The organism is Micromonospora sp. L31 (assembly GCF_052068075.1).
GTDB lineage: Bacteria > Actinomycetota > Actinomycetes > Mycobacteriales > Micromonosporaceae > Micromonospora > Micromonospora purpureochromogenes.
Genome location: NZ_JBQHDC010000002.1, coordinates 556,944 through 579,083, shown reverse-complemented (window position 1 = coordinate 579,083; position 22,140 = coordinate 556,944). Strand labels below are relative to the sequence as shown.

Here is a 22,140-nt window from a genome sequence, read left to right as displayed (position 1 = left end):
GCGGCTGCGGCCGGCGTCCCCGACCGGGACGCCGGCCGCCCGGCCCTCACGCGGGACGGCACGCCGGATCGGGCGGGCCGTCGGCGGCGCCGCAGTAGTACACCTCCACCGGCTCCGCGGCCACGTCGGGCACCTCCGCCACCCGCAGCAGCGCGATCCGCTTCGCGACCGGCTCACCGGAGTCCGGGGCGTACCGGACCACCCCGGCGACGCCCGGGTAGCCGCCGGCGGCGTTCTGCCGCAGCACCTCGGCGTGCACGCCGGCCGGGTTGACCGCGCGGGGTTCCCAGCGCCGGCCGGTGTCGGCGTGCCGCAGCCGGGCGGCGAGGCTCTCCAGGGCCCGCACCATCATCATCGACGCGTCGTAGGCGAGGCTGACCCGCTCCCCGACCGGCGGGCCGGCGTCGTCCCGGCAGCGCGGCGGCTCCAGCAGGTCGTCGGCGCGCACCCAGCTCAGGAAGGTGCCCCGGGCGTCGTCGCGGCGGGCCTGCGCGGCCCGCAGCGCGCCGCAGGTGGCCAGGGCGGCCTTCGACACGTACGTCACCGGCAGGTTGCCGGGCGCGCTGGCCCGCAGCCCGGGGTTGGCCATGTAGCGGTTCACCGAGTCGTCGGCGAGCAGGTGCCGGGGCGGGTTCGCGCCGCACTCCTTGAGCGCGCGCAGGAACCCGTCGAACTCCGACCAGCGGCCGGCGAAGACCAGCACGCCGGGGTAGCCGCACTCCTGGGTCAGCCGCCGCCCGGTACGCCACTCGTCCAGCCGGGTGAGCCGGTCGCCGAAGCGTTCCCGCAGGCCGTCCACGAGGGTGGAGACGTAGAGGTCGTCGGCGAGCGAGCTGCCCTCCCCGGTGGTGTGGTACACGTGCGCCTCGGTCACCTTCAACACCTGCCGGGCGTACGTCTCCAGCATCCGGGCCTGGTCGGAGTTGGGCGCCGACATCTGCAGGTAGAGGCTGGAGTTCTGGTCCATCCGGTCGGCCGACAGGGTGGGCGCCAGCACCGGCAGGCCGACCCGGTTGAGCTCCCGCAGCGCGGCGGCGGTGCTGGTCCGGCTCTCCACCAGGCCGACCACGCCGAGCAGGGTGGGGTCGTCGCGGGCCAGACCCTCCAGCATGGTCACCGCCCGGCCGGCGTGGCGCATCTGCCGGCCGCCGTTGGCGACGACGATGTGCAGCAGGGCGGCGCCGTCCGCGGCGGCGGACTCCTTGAGCAGGGCGTACTGGGCGGTCGCCATGCCCTCCAGCTCCTCCCGCTCGGAGACGTAGGACTCCTCGTCCGCGCGGGTCCGGTTGCCGGTCAGCGAGCCCAGGTAGACCAGGGTCAGGTACGGACGGCGGTGCTCGCTGCGCCGCCAGACCTCCTCGGCGGCGCGGTTCTGCGCGAAGATCCGCCGTTGCACCGCCCGGAGCCGGTCCTGGCCGGGGTCGCTGTTGAAGAGCTGCCCCGCGCTGTCGCTGTAGCCGACGCACTCACCATCGACCATCTGCACCCGGACCTGCCCAGTGAGGGACGGGTGACAGTCGGGCGCCCACCGTCGGTCGGCCCACGCCCCGGCGGCCAGCAGCAGCACCAGGACCACCGCCGCCGGCAGGAAGCGCCGCGACCACCAGGGCGGGTCCGGCGCCACCAGCGCCCGGGGGGTGACCCCCGGCGGGGGTACGACGTCCCCGGCGTCCAACCGCAGGACGAGCAGCCAGGCGGCGGCCCGGCGCAGTCGCCGGGTCTCCGGCAGCGCCTCGGCCCACTCCTCGTACGCCTCGTCGGCCTCGCGCAGCGCGCGGGTGGCGGGCAGTTCCGGCGGCGGCTCGTCGGCGACCGCCACCACCAGCAGCGGGTCGTTGCGACCGGTCTCGTTGCGGACGTCGTTGAGCAGCCGGACCAGGGTGTGCCCGACGGTGCCCACGGCGACCCCGTCGAGCAGCAGCACCGGGTACGCGGTGCGGCGCCAGTCCCCCGGCCGCCAGAACCGCCGGCGGTACGCCTGCCGCAGGTCCTCCAGGAAGGCGTGCAGCAGCAACTTGTCCACCTGGGCCGGCTGTTCACCGTCCCGCCAACCGGCGGTGAGGCGTTCGGCGAAGCCGAGGAAGGTCACCGACTGCCGGGGCGCGAGGTACTGCTGCCGCATGAACCACCGGTAGCGCCGACCGACCACCGGCACCCGCCCGGAGACGGCGATCCGGAACACCGCGCTGGGCACCGCGCGGCGCAGCAGCCAGAGCAGCACCTGCAGGGCGGTGCCGAAGCCCGACTCGCCGGTCACCGGGGGTTCCTCGGCGGAGCGCCGGCCCCGCCGGTCGCGCAGCCGCCGCACCAGCGCGGCCCGGCCGCTGTCGGCGGCGTCGACGCCGTCGGCGAGGGTCTGGTGCATCAGCCAGTCGGCCAGCGGATAGTGCCGGAACCGCAGCCGGGCGGTGCCGAACGCCTCCAGGGACAGCTGCCGGTGCAGCTCGCGCAGCACGGCGGGGATGTCGTCGGCGCCGGGCCGGGTGGCCGGGTCGAGCACGGCGTGCGGCACCCGGCGGCCGGCGCCCTGGCCGACGAAGCGGCGCAGCAGCCCGGCCACGTCGCCGGCGCCGGCCGCGCGGACCAGCCAGAGCAGCGGCAGCCGCCGGTCACCGCGCCGGGGCCGGCGCAGCAGCCGGGCCAGCAGGGAGAGCAGCTCCGGCCCCCCGGTGGGGAGCCGGTCCTGGGCCGGCCGGGGTCGCTGCCGGGTGGTTGGTTCTCGCATTGCGCACCTCCGCCGGGTCCGGGCAGCCACGGACTCTCCATTGTCGGCGATGGATGCAACGGCGGCCGGCGGCCCGGGTACGGGACCGCCGGCCGCCGGGGCGCGTCGGTCAGCCGAGCACCGCGTTCAGCGCCGGCAGGTAGCCGTACCGGTAGCCGGCGGCGTTCGGGTGGTAGGCCTCGATGACCCCGGAGACGTCCCGGATCCACGGGTCGGCGGCGCAGACCCCGTGACCGGCGAAGAAGGGACGGGTATCGGCGAAGGTGGCGCTGGCCGCGCGGGCCCGGTCGGCGATGACCGTGGCGAGCAGGTCGGCGGCCTCGTTGAGGATGGTGCGCTTGTACGTGCTCATGGCCAGCAGACCGCAGTAGTTGGTCTCGAACAGCCGCGGGTAGCCGAGGACGACGAGCCGGGCGTTGGGGGCCCGGCTGCGGATGGCGGCGTAGGTGGCGTCGAGCCGGCCGGGCAGTGTCGAGGTCGCGAAGCTCTTGGACTCGTTGACCGCGTTCACGCAACTGGTGGTGCTGCCGAACCGGCAGCTGGTGATGACATCGGCGAAGCCGGCGTCGTTGCCGCCGATGGTGACGGTGACCAGCGTGGTGCTGGCGCTCAGCGAGTTGACCTGGCTGTTGATCACGTCGGCGGTGACCGCGCCGCCGCAGGCCGGGAACCGGAAGCTGGTCACCGCGTTGGCGGCGGCCCAGAGCGGGGCGTACGACTTCTCGCTGCGCAGGCAGGTGGAGAGGTCGTACGGGCCGGCGCCGACCCCGGAGGAGTAGGAGTCGCCGAGGGCGACGTAGTTGACGGTGGCCGCCTGGGCGGTGCCGGGGACGAGCACGACGCCGAGGACGGTGGCGAACAGGGCGACCAGCGCGGTGACGGCGCGGGCCAGGGCGCGGTGGGGCATCAGGGACCTCCACGGAGCAGGGGTGGTGGGATCCTCGTGACCGCGCGCTGGCCAGGGGTGTGGGTCTTGTTACTAGCGAGTAATACTATCGAAACATTTAGATCAAGTGAACAGCTGATCTCGTCGGGCGGGGCGGACACGTTCACAAACGTCGATTAGGTTCGTCCTGCGAACACCCCGACGGAGGGAGTCCACCTCGTGCGACGTGTTTTCACGGCGGCCATCGCCGCCCTGACCGTCACCACCGCCGGCACCCTGGTGACCGGCACCCCCGGCCAGGCCGCCCTACCGGGTTGGGGCCGGCCGGTCCCGGTCGCCGCCGCACCGGCGCCCGGCAGCCCGGGCCTGGGCGACAGCTACTTCCCCGACTACGGCAACGGCGGGTACGACGTCAGCCACTACGACGTCCGCCTGCGCTACGAGCCGGCCACCGACCGGCTCACCGGCACCACCACCATCCTGGCGACGGCCACCCAGGACCTGTCCCGCTTCAACCTCGACTTCCTGCTCGACGTGGAGTCCGTCCGGGTCAACGGCTGGTCGGCCGCGCACACCCGCGAGGGCACGCACGAGCTGGTGGTCACCGCGCCGCGCGCCATCGTGAAGGGCCAACTGCTGACCATCGTGGTCAGGTACTCCGGCGTGCCGTCGGAGACCCTGGTCGGTGGCTACACCGGTTGGACCCGGACTGACGACGGCGCGCTGGCGGTCAACGAGCCCGAGTCGGCCTGGTGGTGGTTCCCGGCCAACGACCACCCGCTGGACAAGGCCACCTTCGACATCTCGGTGTCGGTGCCCACCGGGGTCGAGGTGATCAGCAACGGCGTGCAGCCCCGCCCGCCGCTGGCCGAGCCCGGCAACCGGATGCGGTGGGGCTGGCGCAGCACCAAGCCGGCCGCCACCTACCTGGCGTTCCTGGCGATCGGCCAGTACGACATCGTCACCGACAGCGCGCCGAACGGGCAGCCGGTGATCAACGCGTACAGCGCCACGCTGGGCGAGCGCGGGCCGGCCGCGCGGGCCAGCATCGAGCGGACCGCCGAGATCGTCGACTGGGCGAGCGGGCTGTTCGGGCCGTACCCGTTCGAGGCCCAGGGCGGCGTCGCCGGGCCGATCGACGGCATCGGCTTCGCGCTGGAGACGCAGACCCGCCCGGTGTACGGGCCGGGCTTCTGGCGCCGCGGCGCGAACACCTACGTGGTGGTGCACGAGAACGCCCACCAGTGGTTCGGCGACTCGGTGTCCGTCGCGCAGTGGCGGGACATCTGGCTCAACGAGGGCTTCGCCTCGTACGCCGAGTGGCTCTGGTCGGAGGAGCAGGGCGAGGGCACCGCGCAGGAGCTCTTCGACTTCACCTACGCCGCCTATCCGGCGGACTCCGGGTTCTGGCAGGTGCGGCCGGGTGACCCGGGCGCCGACCGGGTCTTCGACGACGCGGTCTACGACCGGGGCGCGATGGCGCTGCACCAGCTCCGGCTGGCCGTCGGCGACGAGGCGTTCTTCGAGATCCTGCCGGCCTGGACCGCCGAGCACCGGTACGGCAACGGCACGGTGGCGCATTTCCAGGCCCTCGCGGAGCGGATCTCCGGACTGGACCTGGACGAACTCTTCACCACCTGGCTGTTCACCGCCGGCCGTCCGGAACTGACCACGGCCGCCCGCGCGACGGCGGCGGCCGCCCCGGCGCAGCCGAAGTCGTGGACGAAGATCCGCGAGGCGCACCAGCTCCTGCAACGCTGACCCCCGGCCCGGCCGGGTGCCCGCTCCCCTTCCGGGGGGCCGGGTACCCGGCCGGTGCGCCGTTTCGGCGGCGACGCCTCGCCGGGCGGGCGCAGGTTGCGCGAACACCCGGGCGCGCGGCACCGCTCGGCGCGGAAGCCGCTCGGGGCAGGGCCGATGGGCGCGGAGGCCGGCAGGTGCAGAGGCCGCTCGACGCGAGGGCTGCCTTGGGCGCACACCGTCAACGGGACGCTACCGACCTGATGACGTAGCCGACTCACGGCGCCTGGAGGGGCGTCAGGCCGCCGGCGCCGACACCGGCGGCGCGCCGGCGGCCTCGATCGCCCGGATGTGCCGGTAGGCGAACCAGAGCGGCGGGAAGGCGCCGACCGCGAAGGAGAGGTCGACCAGCGTCCAGAACCACGGGATGTCCCGGATCGGCCCGCAGATCAGCGCCAGCGGCACGATCCCGGCGCAGGCGATCATGCCGAGCTGTACCACCCAGACGTTGCGCACCGGATCCCGTAGCGGTCCCCAGAAGGCCACCGCCAGCACCAGGTGGGCGAAGGCGAGCCAGTCGGTGCCGTAGAGCATGAACGGGTAGCGGTCGCCGGTCTCCACCAGCCCGGTGTGCACCCGCTCGATCCAGCCGACCAGCGCCGGCAGGTCGTCGGCGAGCGGGTCGAGCGCGCGCAGCAGCCAGCGCACCTCGATCTCCAGCGGGAACGCCGTCGCTCCACTGAGGAAGAGACCCACCAGCACGATCCACAGCCACCGGCGGATCCGCCGCAGCCGCTCCTCGGTATCCATGGCCGGAGCGTAACGATGATCTTCGCGCCGCTCGGTCCCGTGGACGCCTGATCCACCGGCGAACCTCATGACCTGGCTCACCGGTAGCCGGTCCCGGCCACGCCCGGTGACTCCACCAGGAACGGCCACGCGGCCACCGGAGGAATCCGCATCGCCACTGTGAATCGTCTACGACATCAGGTCCGTAGCGTCCGGACACCGCTCGGGGTCGCACCGGGTGAGGTCCAGGGCGCAGCCGGGTCGGCGGGCTCGCCCGAGGCAGGTGTGCAGGCGACACCGACAGTCCTTCCGCCCGCGCCCTGCCCCGGCGTCGAGCCGCCTCAGGGCAGGCAGTCGCCCGGGGGCGCCTCGATCAGGGCCGCGCCGCCGGCCAACCGGGGGCGCGGGCGGGACCGGGCCGGCGCCCCGCCGGCGCAGTCGGCTGCGGCCCGGACCAGTCGGCTGGACGGCAGCCGCCCCGCCCCCGGCCGGCGCACCGCCGCCGGGTACCAGCCGGGCGGCGGGCTCCCCGCCGGGCGGGGCGTCGTGGCCGGGCGGGCGGTCGCCACGGGCCGGGTCGCGGGCCGGACGACGCGGGTGGCGATGGCGGCGACCCGGCGGGCCGGGCGGCGCACCACGGGCGCGGCCAGCACCAGGGTGACCCGGCGGCGCAGCCGGTGGTCGCGCAACCCGTCGAGGGCGACGCCCGCGGCGGCCGTGGCGACGGCCGCCACCGCGCCGGCCAGCACCAGGGTCTGCCGGGGGCCGGCGTGCTCGGAGAGCCAACCGAGCAGGGGCGCGCCGACCGCCGCGGAGACCGAGCCGGTCACCGCCAGGGCGGCCAGCACCCGACCGCGCATGGCGTAGTCGGTGTCGAGCTGGGCGCGGGCGCCGACCGTGGTGTCGATGACCACCGCCGCCGCGGCCACCGGGAGGATCACCGCGGCGAAGCTGACCGTGCCGGGAGCCAGCCCGGCGGCGATCTGCAGCACGCTGGCCAGCAGGCCGGCGCAGATCAGCACCCCGTAGCCCAGCTCGCGGCGCCGGGCCGCCACCAGCGCGCCCAGCACCGTGCCGACCGCGAAGACGGTGGAGAGCACGCCGTAGCCCGACGCCCCGGCGGCCAGCGGGCCGTCACTCATCGCCGCCATGGTCACCTGGTAGTTGCGGCCCAGGCTGCCCAGCACGAACGACAGCGCCAACGCGACCAGCACCACCGGCTGGCGCAGCAGGTAGCGGAAGCCGGCCCGGATGCCGCCGTCCGCCGGCACCGCCTCGGCCGCCGCCGGCTCGCCGGTGTGCCGCTCCCCCTCGCGTACGGCGAACAGGGCGCCGACCACCGCGACGAAGCTGGCCGCGTTGACGGCGAAGAGCAGTGCGGGGCCGACGGCGGCGACCACGACGGCGCCGGCGCTCATGCCGAGAATGCGGCCGGCGGAGTTGGTCAGCGAGCCGAGCGCGAGGGCGTTGCCGAGGTCCTCCCGGTCGACCAGCGTCGAGGACCAGCGGCCCGACACCGGCCCTTCGATCGCCGACACCGCCCCGGTCACCAGCGCGATCGCGTAGATCGCCGGGAGGCCGCCGACGCCGGTCACGGCGACCACCGCCAGTCCCGCGGCGAGCAGAGCGTGTACCGCCTGGGCGGCGATCAGCACCGGCTTCGCCCGCAGCCGGTCGGCCAGCGCCCCGCCCCAGACGCTGAGCAGCAGCGTCGGCAGGGCCTGGAGCAGGACGGCCAGGCCCATCGAGGTCGCCGAGCGGGTCTCCTCGAGCACGTACCAGTTGACGCCGAGCACCTGCATCCAGGTCCCGATCACCGATACGAAGCCGGCACCGGCCCAGATCCGGTAGTTGCGGTGACGCAGTGCGGCGAACGTGCTTCCGAGGGCCACGAGGGCCTCCCCGTCCAGACGACGACATGACGAAGCCGAACCCAGGGCGGGATCGGCAGCGGCCAAGTCTGCCGCGCGCTAAACCGATTTGCGGCTTTCGTGAGCGGACTCACCGGGTCGACGGCGCCGGCGTGGGGCAGGCCCCGCCAGCCCGGCAGGACCCGGGACGGACCGGACGGCGACGACGGACGCCCCGGTCGGGACGGGCGCGTCCGGACCGGGGCGTCGGTGCGGCGGGGTCGCCGCCGGGGTCGTCAGCGGGCGGCGAGCGGCTGCCGCGCCGGGTCCACCGGGGCCGCCAGCTCGCCGACCCCACCCAGGTACGCGTGGATCGCCGCGGCGGCGGCCCGCCCCTCGGCGATGGCCCAGACGATCAGCGAGGCGCCCCGGTGCATGTCACCGGCGACGAAGACGCCGTCGGCGTCGGTCTGCCAGTCGGGTCGGGCGTCGACCGCGCCCCGGGCGTTGCGGCGCACCCCGAACTGCTCCAGCAGCGGCTGCTGCTCGGTGCCCTCGAAGCCGATGGCGAGCAGTACCAGGTCGGCCGGGAGTTCGCGCTCGGAGCCGGGCAGCGGGGTGACGATCCGCCGGCCGTCCCGCTTCTCGACGCTGACCTCGGCGATCCGTACGCCCTTGACCTGGCCGGTGCCGTCGTCGACGAACTCCTGCACCGCGACGGCGAAGACGCGCTCGCCGCCCTCCTCGTGCGCCGGGTAGCTGCGCAGCACCCACGGCCAGGTCGGCCACGGGTCGCGGGCGGCGTCCCGGGTCTGCGGGGGCTCCGGGTAGAGGTCGAGCTGGTGCACCCCGGCGGCGCCCTGCCGGTGGGCCACCCCGAGGCAGTCCGCGGCGGTGTCCCCACCGCCGATGATCACGACGTGCTTGCCGGCGGCGTCGATCGGGGTGCCGTCGGACAGCACGGCGAGGGCCGGTCGCCCGTCGCCGGCCGCCGCCACCACGCGGTTGGCGGCGACCAGGTGCGCCATCGCCTGGTGTACGCCGCGCAGCTGCCGCCCGGGGGTCTCCGGGGTGTCCCGGCCCTGGAGCGCGCCGCAGGCCAGCAGCACCGCGTCGTGCTCGGCGCGCAACTGCTCGGCGGTGACGTCCACGCCGACGTCCACCCCGGTGCGGAACTGGACGCCCTCGGCGGCGAGCTGGGCCAGCCGCCGGTCGATGTGCTGCTTCTCCAGCTTGAAGTCGGGGATGCCGTACCGGAGCAGGCCACCGATCGCGTCGTCGCGCTCGTACACGGTCACCGCGTGACCGGCGCGGGCGAGCTGCTGCGCGGCGGCGAGGCCGGCGGGGCCGGAGCCGACCACGGCGACCGACCGGCCGGTCGGCGCCGGCACCGGGCGGGGCCGCAGCCCGCCCCGGGCCACCGCCGCGTCGGCGATCTCCACCTCGACCTGCTTGATGGTGACCGGCTGCCCGCCGCCGATGCCGAGCACGCAGGCGGCCTCGCAGGGCGCCGGGCAGAGCCGGCCGGTGAACTCCGGGAAGTTGTTGGTGGCGTGCAGCGACTCCACCGCGGCGTCCCAGTTGCCGGTGCGGACCAGGTCGTTCCAGTCCGGGATGCGGTTGCCCAGCGGGCAGCCGTCGTGGCAGAACGGGATGCCGCAGTCCATGCACCGGGTGGCCTGCTCGCGGATCAGCTCCTCGCCGGCCGGCGGGTAGACCTCGCGCCAGTCGCTGATCCGCACCGGCACCGGGCGGCGCGCCGGCAGCCGCCGGTCGTAGCGCAGGAAACCGTTCGGGTCAGGCACGAGCCACCTCCTGGGCCGCCACCCGCGGGGCGGGCGGCACCGGCGCGGTCAGCGCAGACATGACCGCGTCGTCGACGTCACGGCCGGCGGCTTCGGCGGCCCGCATGATCTCCATCACCCGGCGGTAGTCCCGGGGGACCACCGCGGTGAACTCCTCCACCGCCTCCGGCCAGCGCTTGAGCAGCTCCGCGCCGAGGACCGAGTCGGTCTCCGCGACGTGCCGCTGCACCAGCTCGTGCAGCAGGTCGCGCTCGGCGTCGCGCAGCGACACCAGGTCGACCAGCTCGGCGTTGACCCGGTCGGTGTCCAGCCGGTGCACGTACGCGGTGCCGCCGGACATGCCGGCGGCGAAGTTGCGGCCGGTCTCGCCGAGCACCACCACGGTGCCGCCGGTCATGTACTCGCACCCGTGGTCGCCGACGCCCTCGACGACGGCCACCGCGCCCGAGTTGCGCACCGCGAAGCGCTCCCCCACCCGGCCGCGCAGGAACAGCTCGCCGCCGGTGGCTCCGTACAGGATGGTGTTGCCGGCGATGATCTGGTCCTCGGCCCGCGCCCCGGCGGCGGCCTCCGGGTCGGCGAACGGCGCGGCGGCGTCCGGGCGGACGACGATCCGGCCACCGGAGAGCCCCTTGCCGACGTAGTCGTTGGCGTCGCCGTGCAGCCGCAGGGTCACCCCGCGCGGCAGGAACGCGCCGAAGGACTGGCCGGCGGTGCCGCGCAGCACGAACTCGATCGTGTCGTCGGGCAGGCCGGCGCCGCCGAAGCGGCGGGTGACCTCGCCGCCGAGCATCGCGCCGACGCTGCGGTGCTCGTTGCGCACCGCCACCTCGACCCGGACCGGGCTGCCGTCGCGCAGCGCCGGCTGCGCCAGGGCGATCAGCTCGTTGTCCAGGGCCAGTTCCAGGCCGTGATCCTGGGCCCGCACGCCGCGCCGGGCGGCGTCCGCCGGCAGCTCCGGCACGTGCAGTACGCGCCCGAGGTCCAGCCCGTGCGCCTTCCAGTGCTGCACCGCCGGGGCGACGTCGAGCAGCTCGGCGTGCCCGATCGCCTCGTCGATGCTGCGGAAGCCCAGCTCGGCGAGGTAGCCGCGGACCTCCTCGGCGAGGAAGAGGAAGAAGTTCTCCACGAACTCCGGCTTGCCGGTGAACCGCTCGCGCAGCACCGGGTTCTGGGTGGCGATGCCGACCGGACAGGTGTCCAGGTGGCAGACCCGCATCATCACGCAGCCCTCGACGATCAGCGGGGCGGTGGCGAAGCCGAACTCCTCGGCGCCGAGCAGCGCCGCGACCAGCACGTCCCGGCCGGTCTTGAGCTGGCCGTCGACCTGCACGGTGACCCGGTCGCGGAGCTTGTTGAGCAGCAGCGTCTGCTGCGCCTCGGCCAGGCCCAGCTCCCATGGGGTGCCGGCGTGCTTGAGGGAGTTCAGCGGGGACGCGCCGGTGCCGCCGTCGTGCCCGGAGATCAGGATGACGTCGGCCTTGAGCTTGGCGACGCCGGCCGCGACGGTGCCCACGCCGACCTCGCTGACCAGCTTGACGTGCACCCGGGCGGCCGGGTTGACGCACTTCAGGTCGTGCACCAGCTGGGCGAGGTCCTCGATCGAGTAGATGTCGTGGTGCGGCGGCGGGGAGATCAGGCCGACGCCCGGGGTGGCGTGCCGGGTACGGGCGATCCACGGCCAGACCTTGTTGCCGGGCAGCTGCCCGCCCTCGCCGGGCTTGGCGCCCTGCGCCATCTTGATCTGGAGGTCGTCGGCGTTGACCAGGTATTCGCTGGTCACGCCGAAGCGACCGCTGGCGATCTGCTTGACCGCGGAGCGGCGGGCCGGGTCGTACAGCCGCTCGACGTCCTCGCCGCCCTCGCCGGTGTTGGACTTGCCACCGAGCCGGTTCATCGCGATGGCCAGGGTCTCGTGCGCCTCCGCCGAGATCGACCCGTACGACATGGCGCCGGTGGCGAACCGCTTGACGATCTCGGTGGCCGGCTCGACCTCGTCGATCGGCACTGCCGGGCGCACCCCGGTACGCAGGGTGAACAGCCCGCGCAGCGAGCCGGCCCGCGCGGCCAGCTCGTCGACCTTGGCGGTGTACTGCCGGAACACGTCGTACTGGCGGCTGCGGGTGGCGTGCTGGAGCAGGAAGACCGTCTCCGGGTTGAACAGGTGCAGCTCACCCTCGCGGCGCCACTGGTACTCGCCGCCGACCTCCAACCGGTCGGAGGTCTCCGCGCCCGCCGCCGGCCAGGCCAGCGCGTGCCGGGCGGCCACCTCGGCGTGGATCTCGTCCAGCCCGATGCCGCTGATGGTGCTGGGGGTGCCGCGGAAGTAGCGCTCCACCAGCCGGGTGTGCAGCCCGACCGCCTCGAAGACCTGCGCACCGCAGTACGACGACACCGTCGAGATGCCCATCTTCGACATGATCTTCAGGACGCCCTTGCCGAGCGCCTTGACGTAGTTGCGGATCGCCTTGCCGGGGTCCACGCCGACCAGCGCGCCGGTGGAGATCATGTCCTCGACCGACTCGAAGGCCAGGTACGGGTTGACCGCCGCCGCGCCGTACCCGATCAGCACGGCCGCGTGGTGCACCTCGCGGCAGTCGCCGGACTCGACGATCAGCGCCACCTGGGTACGGGTCTGCTCGCGGACCAGGTGCTGGTGCACCGCCGCGGTGAGCAGCAGCGACGGGATCGGCGCCAGGTCGGCGTTGGAGTCCCGGTCGGAGAGGACGAGGATCCGCACGCCGTCCTCGATCGCCTCCGAGACGTGCCGGCAGATCTCGGTCAGCCGGGCCTTGATGCCGGCGCCGCCGTCACGGACCCGGTAGAGCCCGGAGACCCGGACGGCCTTGAAGCCGGGCAGGTCGCCGTCCTCGTCGATGGAAAGGATCTTGGCCAGCTCGTCGTTGTCGATCACCGGGTACGGCAGCACGATCTGCCGGCAGCTCGCCGGGCCCGGGTCGAGCAGGTTGCCCTCCGGGCCGATGGTCGACGACAGGCTGGTCACCAGCTCCTCGCGGATGGCGTCCAGCGGCGGGTTGGTGACCTGGGCGAAGAGCTGGTGGAAGTAGTCGTAGAGCAGCCGCGGCCGGGTCGACAGCGGGGAGATCGGGGTGTCGGTGCCCATCGAGCCGAGCGGCTCCGCGCCGAGCCGGGCCATCGGCGCGAGCAGGATCTTCAGCTCCTCCTCGGTGTAGCCGAAGGTCTGCTGGCGGCGGCGTACCGAGTCGTGGGTGTAGACGATGTGCTCGCGCGGCGGCAGGTCGGTCAGGTCGATCAGCCCGGCGTGCAGCCACTCGGCGTACGGCCGGGCGGCGGCCAGCTCGGCCTTGATCTCGTCGTCCTGCACGATCCGCCCGTTGACGGTGTCGACCAGGAACATCCGGCCCGGCTGGAGCCGCCCCTTGGCGACCACGGTGGCCGGGTCGAGGTCGAGCACGCCCGCCTCGCTGCCGAGCACGACGAGTCCGTCGGAGGTCCGCCACCAGCGGCCCGGGCGCAGCCCGTTGCGGTCCAGCACCGCGCCGACGATCTCGCCGTCGGTGAAGGCGACCGAGGCGGGCCCGTCCCAGGGCTCCATCAGGCTGGCGTGGAACCGGTAGAAGGCCCGCTTGTCCGCCCGCATGCCCGGGTCGTTCTCCCAGGCCTCCGGGATCATCATCAGCACCGCGTGCGGCAGGCTCCGCCCGGCCAGGTGCAGCAGTTCGAGGACCTCGTCGAAGTTCGCCGAGTCGGAGGCGCCCGGGGTGCAGACCGGGAAGATCCGCCGGATGTTGCCGGGGATCTCGGGGCTGCGCAGCAGCGCCTCCCGGGCCTGCATCCAGTTCCGGTTGCCGCGGATGGTGTTGATCTCACCGTTGTGCGCGATGAACCGGTACGGGTGGGCCAGCGGCCAGGACGGGAAGGTGTTGGTGGAGAACCGGGAGTGCACCAGCGCGATCGCGCTTTCCACCCGCTCGTCGGTCAGGTCCGGGAAGTACGCCGGCAGCTGGTCCGGGGTGAGCATGCCCTTCCAGGTCATGGTCCGGGAGGACAGCGACGGGAAGTACGCCGGCACGCCCCGCTCGGCGCTCTCCCGCTCGGCCTGCTTGCGCACGCAGAACGCCACCCGGTCCAGGTCGAGGCCGGTCAGCGGCGAGCCGGCCGGACCGGCCGGGGTGTCGGTGAGCCGGTGCGCGGCCAGGAAGAGCTGACGGATCCGGGGCATCGCCGCGAGCGCCGTCTCGCCCAGCCCGCTCGGGTCGACCGGCACGTCCCGCCAGCCGAGCAGGTCGGCCCCCTCCACCAGGGCGTACTTCTCCACCACCTGCCGGGCGCGGGCCTCCGCCGCGTCGTCGTCGGGGAGGAAGACCAGGCCGGTGGCGTACTGGCCGACCGGCGGCAGCGGGAAGTCGACCACCGCGCGCAGGAAGGCGTCCGGGACCTGGATCATGATCCCGGCGCCGTCACCGGTGTTGTGTTCCGCGCCCCGGGCGCCCCGATGGTCCAGGCGACAGAGCGCGCCGAGGCCGCCCGCCACCACCGCGTGGGAGCGCCGGCCGTGCAGGTCCGCGACGAAGGCCACGCCGCACGCGTCGTGCTCGTTGGCGGGGTCGTAGAGACCGGCCGGGGGCGGGGCCGACTGCGGGCTGTGAGGGTACGGAAAGGCCACCGGGCCTCCTGTCGTCACTCAGGTTGGATCATGGTCGGGACGACGTCGGCCCTTGGCGGTTTATTGAGTCTACGTTAGGGAGACCCGCGCAAGGCCAGTGCAGATTGATCACACCTTCCAGACTCTGGGACAGGTAGTCTCGCGCGGTGGATCCCCTGCGCAGCGAAATCCTCGCCCGGCTGGAACGCTTCTACGACGCGGTGCCCCGCGACGTCGCACGCGGCGAGGAGCACGGCGCGCTAGTCCTCTTCGTGCGGGAAGGGGTCGGCTGGCCGTTCTACGCCCGACCCCGCCTCGACGCCACCGCACCCCCGTCGCTGGCCGACGTGACCGCCGTCCGCGAGCGGCAGCGCGAGCTGGGCCTGCCCGAGGCCCTGGAATGGGTGCACGAGACCACGCCCGACCTGCTGGCGGTGGCCCGGGCGGCGGGGCTGAGCGTGCTGGAGGCGCCGCTGATGGTGCTCGACCCGGCCGCCCTGCCCGACCCGGCGACGCTCACCGACGTACCGGTGCGGGTGCTGGACCCGGACGCACCCGGCTTCGCCGCCGACGTGGCCGCCCGCCGCGCGGTCGCCGCGGTCGGTTTCGCCGCCGCCGGCACGGCCCGCGGCGACGCGGGCCCGGCGGAGCGGGACGCGGCGATCACCGAACTGGACGTGGCGGCGCTGGACGAGGAGCGGACCCGGCTCGCCGACGGCCGCCGGCTGTCGGTGCTGGCCGGCACGTCCGAGGAGGGGGCGCTGGCCAGCGGGATGGCGATGCGGGTCGACGACGTGGCCGAGATCGCCGGGGTGGCCACCCTGCCGGCCGCCCGCCGCCGGGGCCTCGGCGCGGCGGTCACCGCCACCCTCGCCGACGAACTGCTGGCCGCCGGCACCGACCTGGTCTTCCTCTCCGCCGGCAGCGAGGAGATCGCCCGGGTCTATCTCCGGGTCGGCTTCCGCCGCGTCGGCACCGCCTGCATCGCCGAACCCACCGCCCTCATCTGACTCCCGACCCCCGGCCTCCGGCCGCCTACGTTGATCATCAGGTTGGCGGGCGCGACACGCCGGGCGGCGTCAAGTGGTGAGTGCAATCGTCAGGGGGCGGTGAGGGGGCGCGGTGGGTCAGGGGGTTGGGGGGCGCCACTGGGCGGCGGACGAGGCGGCGCTGGAGAGTAGGCGGGGGCTTATCGTGCCGAGGGCGGCGTCGCGGGCGCGCAGGGCCAGCCGGCCCCGGGCCTGCAGGACCGCCGACATCCGGCGGGTCTGCCGGACCACCGTCGCCGCGCGCGGGCGGCGCAACCGGTCGTACGCCTGCACGGCGTCGGGCAGTCGGGATTCGCGCAGCAGCGAGGAGAGGGTGGCCGCGTCCTCGAAGGCGAGGCAGGCGCCCTGCCCCAGGTGTGGCGGCATCGCGTGCGCCGCGTCGCCGAGCAGCACCACGCCACCGGGGCCGGCCGGAAAGCCGTACGTCCGGGGCAGCGGGCGCAGCTCGCGGACCTCCTGCTGCACCAGGTCGGCCGGTTCGGTGGCGTCGAGCAGCTCGCCGATCGGCGCGGGCCAGCCGGCGTACCAGCGCTTGAGCAGGGCGAGCTGGGTCTCCGGCGGCTCGGGCCGGGGCGCTCCGGCGGCGGTGGCGACCCAGTAGATGCCGCCCCGGCGGGAGGCGCCGGAGGAGCCGCGCTCGCCCAGCGAGGCGGCTACGAAGCGGTAGCCCGCCCCCAGCACCTCCCCGCCGAGCGGCTGGTCGGCCGGCAGCCGGGGCGCCCGGTACCAGGGGATCACCGCGCGCCAGGCCGCGCAGCCGGAGCTGATCACCGCCGAGGAGGGGGCGAGCTGGCGGCGTACCGCGCTGTCGGTGCCGTCGGCCGCCACCACCAGGTCGGCCTCGAACAGGTGCCCGGCGGTGCCCACCGCGGGCCGCTGTCCGGGGCGGACCCGGACGGTGTCCACGGCCACGCCGGTGCGCAGCTCCACCCGGTCGCCGAGCCCGGCGATCAGCGCGTCGTGCAGGTCCTCCCGGTGCACCACCACCGGCATCCGGTCGGCCGGCGTCGGGCGCGGCTGCACCAGCCAGTGCCCGTCCGGCCGGCGCACCCCGGCGTCGGGCAGCGGGGTGGCGATCGCGTCCAGGCCCGCGCCGAGGCCGAGCGCGTGCAGCGCGCGTACCCCGTTGGGCCAGAGCACCACGGCCGTGGCTTCCGGACGGACCCGGTCCGCCCGTTCCAGCAGGGTGACCTGCCAGCCGGAGCGGGCCAGCGTGCCGGCCACCGCCAGCCCGCCGAGCCCGGCGCCGACCACCACCGCGGTGCGCATCCCCGCCCCGCTCAGCTGTCCCGGTCGGCGGGCCGGGCGCCGGCGGCGCCCGCCCGGTCGTCCCGCTCCGGGACGTCCTCGTCGCCCACGGGCGGCGCCTCGTCGTCGGCGTGCGCGGCCTCGTCGTCGGCGTCGGTCGGGGTTTCGTCGTCGGTCGCCGTGGTCTCCTCGGCGGCGGGTTCGTCGGGGACCTCGCCGGTCTCCCGGTACGCCTGGAACTGCTCCTCGCTGACCGTCCGGTAGCCCTCCGGGGCGACCGCCCGGGGCCCGTTCTCGGTGCGGGAGAGGTCGACCTGGGAGATGTCCCCACCGGCCGGCGGCACTTCAGTGGTCGGCACGCCCACCGGGATCAGGTACTCGCGGGGGCCGCGGACCCGGAGGAAGTAGATCAGCGCGCCGAGGAAGACCAGGGCGGCGGTCCAGACGTTGAGGCGCACGCCGAGGATCTGGTTCGCCTCGTCGGTGCGCATCAGCTCGATCCAGAACCGACCGACGGTGTAGCCCATCACGTAGAGCGCGAAGGCCCGACCCCTGCCCAGCTTGAACCGGCGGTCGAGGGCGAACACCAGGGCGGCGACGCCGACGTTCCACAGCGCCTCGTAGAGGAACGTCGGGTGGTAGAGCCCGGGCTGCAGCACCGGCTGGCCGGCGGGGTCGCGCTGCGCCTGACCCGGGTCGGCCGGGTCCATCTTGTGGATCTCCAGCCCCCAGGGCAGCGTGGTGCGGCCGCCGTAGAGCTCGTTGTTGAACCAGTTGCCGAACCGGCCGACCGCCTGGGCCAGCGGCAGGCCGGGGGCGAGCGCGTCGGCCACCACCGCGAACGGGATGCCGAGCTGCCGGGCGGCGATCCAGGCGCCGACCGCGCCACCGGCGACCGCGCCCCAGATGCCCAGCCCACCCTCGTGGATGTAGAACACCTTGAGCCAGTCCCCGCCGGCGCCGAAGTACTTCTCCGGCGAGGTGATCACGTGGTAGATCCGAGCGCCGACGATGCCGGCCGGGACCGCCCAGACCGCGATGTCGAGCACCGCGCCCGGGGCCACGCCGCGCTGGCGCAGCCGGCGCTCGGTGACCCAGCAGGCCAGCACGATGCCGAGGATGATGCAGAGCGCGTAGGCCCGGATCGGCACCGGCCCGAGCTGCCAGACCGCGGTGGTCGGGCTCGGCAGGGCCGCCTGGGGGCTCAACGAGGCGAGGGTCACGGCTGCAAAGGCTACCGTTGCCGACCGCATCCGCGGCACCCCGGTCCGGCGAGGTTCGCGCGCCGGCTGACTTCCGGTTTGCCGGCCCGTACGCTCTTTGTCCATGAGCACGCTCACCTGGGCGGTCGCCGCGGTCCTGACCGACGAGGCCGGTCGGGTGCTGCTGTGCCGGCGCGACCGGGGCGGGCGGTGGGCGTTGCCCGGTGGGCGGCTGCACCGGCCGGGGTGCCCGACCGCAGCGGTGGCGGGCGAGGTCCGGCGGGAGACCGGGTTCGCGGTCGATATCGTCGATCTGGTCGGCCTCTACCACCTCAGCGGCTCGCCCTGCGGCGGGCCGTCGACGCCGGACCCGCAGCCCGACGTCCTGGTGCACGTGTTCCGGGCGCGTACCGGCCGGGACGCGGCCGAGACGCCGCCGGCCGGCTGCACGCTCTCCTGGCACCTGCCGGAGCGGCTGCCCGCGGAGGTCACCCCGGTCACCCGGGCCGCCGTCGCCGACGCCCGGGCCGGGTGCTCAGGGGTGCTGCGCGACCTGCGCCCCGACCCGGCCACGACGACCCCGGTGGGTCCGCAGTCCCGGGCGGGCGATTCCGTGCCGCCCGCGCCGCGCACCGGGTCGGCCGTCCGGCCCACTCCCTGACCGGGCGCCCGAGGACGCCTCCCCGTTTGCGGCGTGTCGCGGTGTCCCGGCTTCGGGATACCGCGACACGCCGCAAACGGTGTCGATCATGCCGGCCGTCGCCGAACACCGGCCCGGTCGCGAGGGCGCGGGCACGGTCAGGGAACACCGCCACGGGCACGGGCGGCCGGGGCGCCGGGACGGGCCGCCGGGACGGGCCGCCGGGGCGCCGGGACAGGAAGCCGGGGCGCCGGGACAGGCGGCGGCGACGGGGGCGGTGCGGGTCAGCGGACGGGGTGGCGGACGCCCTCGGCGAGTTCGGCGCTGAGCGTGCGCAGGGCGGTCAGCCCGGCGGCCGGGTCCGGGGCGTCGAGCACGCAGCGGACCAGGGCGCTGCCCACGATCACGCCGTCGGCGTAGCCGGCGACCGTGGCGGCCTGGGCGCCGGTGCCCACGCCGAGGCCGACGCCGACCGGCAGGTCGGTGACCTCGCGGAGCCGGGAGACCAGGACCGGCGCGGCCTCCGAGGTCTGCGCCCGGGCGCCGGTGACCCCCATGATCGCGGTGGCGTAGACGAAGCCCCGGCAGTGCTCGACGGTCATCTTCAGCCGGGCGTCGGTGGACGACGGCGAGACCAGGAACGTGCGGTCCAGGCCGTGGGCGTCCGAGGCGGCCAGCCACTCGCCGGCCTCGTCGGGGATCAGGTCCGGGGTGATCAGGCCGGTGCCGCCGGCGGCGGCGAGGTCGCGGGCGAACGCGTCGACGCCGTACTGCTCGATCGGGTTCCAGTAGGTCATGGTGACCACCGGGGCGCCGGTGGCGGCGACCGCCTCGACGATCCGCAGGGTGTCCGCGGTGCGGACCCCGCCGGCCAGGGCGATGTCACTGGCCTTCTGGATCACCGGCCCGTCCATCACCGGGTCGGAGTAGGGGATCTCCACCTCGATGACGTCGACGCCCGCCTCGACCATGGCGGTCATCGCGGCGATGCTGCCCTCGACGGTCGGGAAGCCGGCCGGCATGCAGCCGACCAGCAGGGCCCGCCCGTCGGCGCGGGCCTTGTCGAAGGCCACCCCGATCCGACTCACGCTGTCACTCCTTGTCGAGGATGCCGAAGTACTCGCCGGCGGTGTGCACGTCCTTGTCACCCCGACCGGACAGGTTGACCACGATGACCGGCTCCCGGCCGAGTTCGGCGGTGAGTCGGGGAGCGATCCGCAGCGCGCCGGCCAGCGCGTGCGAGCTCTCGATCGCCGGGATGATCCCCTCGGTACGGCAGAGCAGCTCGAACGCGGCCATCGCCTCCGCGTCGGTCACCGGCTCGTACGTGGCCCGGCCGCTGTCGTGCAGCCAGGCGTGCTCCGGCCCGACGCCCGGGTAGTCCAGCCCGGCGGAGATCGAGTGCGACTCGATGGTCTGGCCGTCGGCGTCCTGGAGCACGTACGTGCGGGTGCCGTGCAGCACGCCCGAGCTGCCGCCGGTGATGCTGGCCGCGTGCCGGCCGGTCTCCACCCCGTCGCCGCCGGCCTCGAAGCCGTACAGCCGCACGTCGGTGTCGCCGACGAAGGCGTGGAAGATGCCCAGCGCGTTGGAGCCGCCGCCGACGCAGGCGGCGACCGCGTCCGGCAGCGCGCCGGTCAGGTCGAGGCACTGCTGGCGGGCCTCCTCGCCGATGCCCCTGACGAAGTCCCGGACCATCTCCGGGAACGGGTGCGGGCCGGCGGCGGTGCCGATCAGGTAGTGGGTGTCGTCGACGTTGGCCACCCAGTCCCGCATGGCCTCGTTCATCGCGTCCTTGAGGGTGCGCGAGCCGGTGGTGACCGGGACGACGGTGGCGCCGAGCATCCGCATCCGGGCCACGTTGAGCGCCTGCCGCTGGGTGTCGACCTCACCCATGTAGACCACGCACTCGAGGTCGAACAGGGCGGCGGCGGTGGCGGTGGCCACGCCGTGCTGGCCGGCGCCGGTCTCGGCGATCACCCGCTTCTTGCCCATCCGCCTGGTGAGCAGCGCCTGACCCAGCACGTTGCGCACCTTGTGCGCCCCGGTGTGGTTGAGGTCCTCCCGCTTGAGCAGCACCCGGGCGCCCACCTTGGCGGAGAACCGCTCGGCGGAGTACAGCAGCGACGGGGTGCCGGCGTAGTCGCGCAGCAGGGCGTGGAACTCGGCGAGGAACGCCTCGTCGGTCATCGCCTTGCGGTACGCGGCGTCCAGCTCGTCCAGCGCCGCGACCAGCGCCTCCGGCACGAACCGGCCGCCGAAGCGGCCGAAGTGACCGGCGGCGTCGGGAAGCTGACCGGCCGGGGCCGAGGCGTTGGCGCTCATGCCGTCACCTCCCTACGGTCGGCGACGCCATGAGGCACTGGCGCACCGCGCCGGATGATTCGCTCGCTGCGCTCGCTCAAGGCGGTGTCCTCTCGCTGCTGACGTCTCCCGGGCGCGGGCTCAGCGCACCGGGCGGGGCGTGGCCGGGTGGTTGCCGGCGTTGACCAGCTCGGCGACCGCCTCGCGGGGGCTCTTCTGGGTGACCAGGCCCTCGCCCACCAGCACGGCGTCGGCGCCGGCCGAGGCGTACCGGATGAGGTCGTGCGGGCCACGCACGCCGGATTCCGCGATCTTGACGACGCTGCTGGGCAGGCCGGGCGCGATCCGCTCGAAGACCGACCGGTCGACCTCCAGGGTACGCAGGTCGCGGGCGTTGACCCCGATCACCTGCGCGCCGGCCTCCAGGGCGCGGTCGGCCTCCTCCTCGTCGTGCACCTCGACCAGGGCGGTCATGCCGAGCGACTCGATCCGCTCCAGCAGACCCATCAGCACGTTCTGTTCGAGGGCGGCGACGATCAGCAGCACCAGGTCGGCGCCGTGCGCGCGCGCCTCGTGCACCTGGTAGCTGGAGACCACGAAGTCCTTGCGCAGCACCGGGACCCGGACGGCGGCCCGGACGGCGGCCAGGTCGTCCAGCGAACCGCCGAACCAGCGCCCCTCGGTCAGCACGCTGATCGCCCGCGCGCCGCCGGAGGCGTACTGCCCGGCCAGGTCGGCCGGGTCGGCGATCTCGGCCAGCCGGCCCTTGGACGGCGAGGAACGCTTGACCTCGGCGATCACGGCCACCCCGGGCCGGCGCAGGGCCGCGTACGCGTCCAGCGGCGGCGGGGCGGCGGCGGCGAGCTCGCGGATCCGCTCCAGCGGAACCTGCTCCTGCCGCCGCGCCACGTCCTCCCGGACGCCGGCCAGGATCTCGTCGAGCACGCTTCCGGACGCCGCCGAACCGGCCTCGTCCCCCTCCGCGTGCCCATGCTCAGCAGTCACCAACGGACTCCCCTCTCCGGGTGTCATGGGCCGATGCTAGGGGGCGCCTGGTGACGACGGGTGCCGGGGGTATGGCGCTCCTCACGAAATGGGCTGTGGCATGATGGCCGACTTCTGGTGAACGCGATGTCACGCAGCGCCACGATGTCCATCGACCGGCCCTTACGCCCCGCTCCGGGTCGTCGCGCGAGCATCCACCGTGGCCCATGGACCATGAGAGCACGGCCGCCCGGTCCCCGCATCACGGCGACGCCCGTCGATGCTGTGACG

The 22,140-nt window shown here is 74.6% G+C and carries 14 protein-coding genes; 3 read left to right on the top strand and 11 right to left on the bottom strand.

Annotated features, from left to right (window positions below):
- Positions 1–46 precede the first annotated feature (46 nt).
- On the bottom strand, positions 47–2,725 hold the full coding sequence (locus tag ACTMS9_RS09265) for a hypothetical protein (protein WP_441164668.1): 2,679 nt from the start codon (positions 2,723–2,725) through the stop codon (positions 47–49).
- A 109-nt stretch (positions 2,726–2,834) separates the two neighbouring features.
- A complete protein-coding gene (locus ACTMS9_RS09260; RefSeq protein WP_441145114.1) occupies positions 2,835–3,632 on the bottom strand; it encodes an SGNH/GDSL hydrolase family protein in 798 nt (265 codons plus the stop codon).
- A 198-nt stretch (positions 3,633–3,830) separates the two neighbouring features.
- On the opposite strand from ACTMS9_RS09260, the gene ACTMS9_RS09255 reads away from it, so the two are divergent.
- Positions 3,831–5,372, top strand: a complete 1,542-nt coding sequence (locus tag ACTMS9_RS09255) for a M1 family metallopeptidase (RefSeq protein WP_441164667.1) — start codon at positions 3,831–3,833, stop codon at positions 5,370–5,372.
- A gap of 276 nt (positions 5,373–5,648) precedes the next feature.
- Here ACTMS9_RS09255 and ACTMS9_RS09250 read toward each other — a convergent pair whose 3' ends face one another.
- From ACTMS9_RS09250 to gltB, 4 genes are all read right to left on the bottom strand, one after another.
- Positions 5,649–6,161, bottom strand: coding sequence for a hypothetical protein (locus tag ACTMS9_RS09250; protein ID WP_441164666.1), 513 nt, complete (start codon positions 6,159–6,161; stop codon positions 5,649–5,651).
- Positions 6,162–6,481: 320 nt separating this feature from the next.
- Positions 6,482–8,032 carry an MFS transporter gene (locus tag ACTMS9_RS09245; protein WP_441164665.1) on the bottom strand — a complete coding sequence of 517 codons (1,551 nt, stop codon included), beginning with the start codon at positions 8,030–8,032 and terminating at the stop codon, positions 6,482–6,484.
- 254 nt (positions 8,033–8,286) lie between these two features.
- On the bottom strand, positions 8,287–9,795 hold the full coding sequence (locus ACTMS9_RS09240) for a glutamate synthase subunit beta (protein ID WP_441164664.1): 1,509 nt from the start codon (positions 9,793–9,795) through the stop codon (positions 8,287–8,289).
- On the bottom strand, positions 9,788–14,443 hold the full coding sequence (gltB, locus tag ACTMS9_RS09235) for a glutamate synthase large subunit (protein ID WP_441145124.1): 4,656 nt from the start codon (positions 14,441–14,443) through the stop codon (positions 9,788–9,790). Before gltB ends, ACTMS9_RS09240 begins: the two co-directional genes overlap by 8 nt.
- A 146-nt stretch (positions 14,444–14,589) precedes the next feature.
- On the opposite strand from gltB, the gene ACTMS9_RS09230 reads away from it, so the two are divergent.
- Entirely contained in the window at positions 14,590–15,432 is an 843-nt protein-coding gene (locus ACTMS9_RS09230; RefSeq protein ID WP_441145126.1) for a GNAT family N-acetyltransferase, read from the top strand.
- A 117-nt stretch (positions 15,433–15,549) separates the two neighbouring features.
- Here ACTMS9_RS09230 and ACTMS9_RS09225 read toward each other — a convergent pair whose 3' ends face one another.
- Entirely contained in the window at positions 15,550–16,740 is a 1,191-nt protein-coding gene (locus ACTMS9_RS09225; RefSeq protein WP_441145128.1) for an FAD-dependent oxidoreductase, read from the bottom strand.
- Between the two features lie 11 nt (positions 16,741–16,751).
- Positions 16,752–17,942, bottom strand: coding sequence for a prolipoprotein diacylglyceryl transferase (gene lgt / locus ACTMS9_RS09220; RefSeq protein WP_441145130.1), 1,191 nt, complete (start codon positions 17,940–17,942; stop codon positions 16,752–16,754).
- 103 nt (positions 17,943–18,045) lie between these two features.
- Between lgt and ACTMS9_RS09215 the strand changes: the two genes are divergently transcribed.
- Positions 18,046–18,582, top strand: coding sequence for an NUDIX hydrolase (locus ACTMS9_RS09215; protein WP_441145132.1), 537 nt, complete (start codon positions 18,046–18,048; stop codon positions 18,580–18,582).
- A gap of 263 nt (positions 18,583–18,845) precedes the next feature.
- Here ACTMS9_RS09215 and trpA read toward each other — a convergent pair whose 3' ends face one another.
- The 3 genes from trpA to trpC form a co-directional block, all read right to left on the bottom strand.
- A complete protein-coding gene (trpA, locus tag ACTMS9_RS09210; protein WP_154943786.1) occupies positions 18,846–19,649 on the bottom strand; it encodes a tryptophan synthase subunit alpha in 804 nt (267 codons plus the stop codon).
- 4 nt (positions 19,650–19,653) lie between these two features.
- On the bottom strand, positions 19,654–20,886 hold the full coding sequence (trpB, locus tag ACTMS9_RS09205; RefSeq protein WP_441145134.1) for a tryptophan synthase subunit beta: 1,233 nt from the start codon (positions 20,884–20,886) through the stop codon (positions 19,654–19,656).
- 120 nt (positions 20,887–21,006) lie between these two features.
- Complete coding sequence (trpC, locus tag ACTMS9_RS09200; RefSeq protein WP_238451801.1) at positions 21,007–21,810, bottom strand: indole-3-glycerol phosphate synthase TrpC; 804 nt, start codon at positions 21,808–21,810, stop codon at positions 21,007–21,009.
- Positions 21,811–22,140 lie beyond the last annotated feature (330 nt).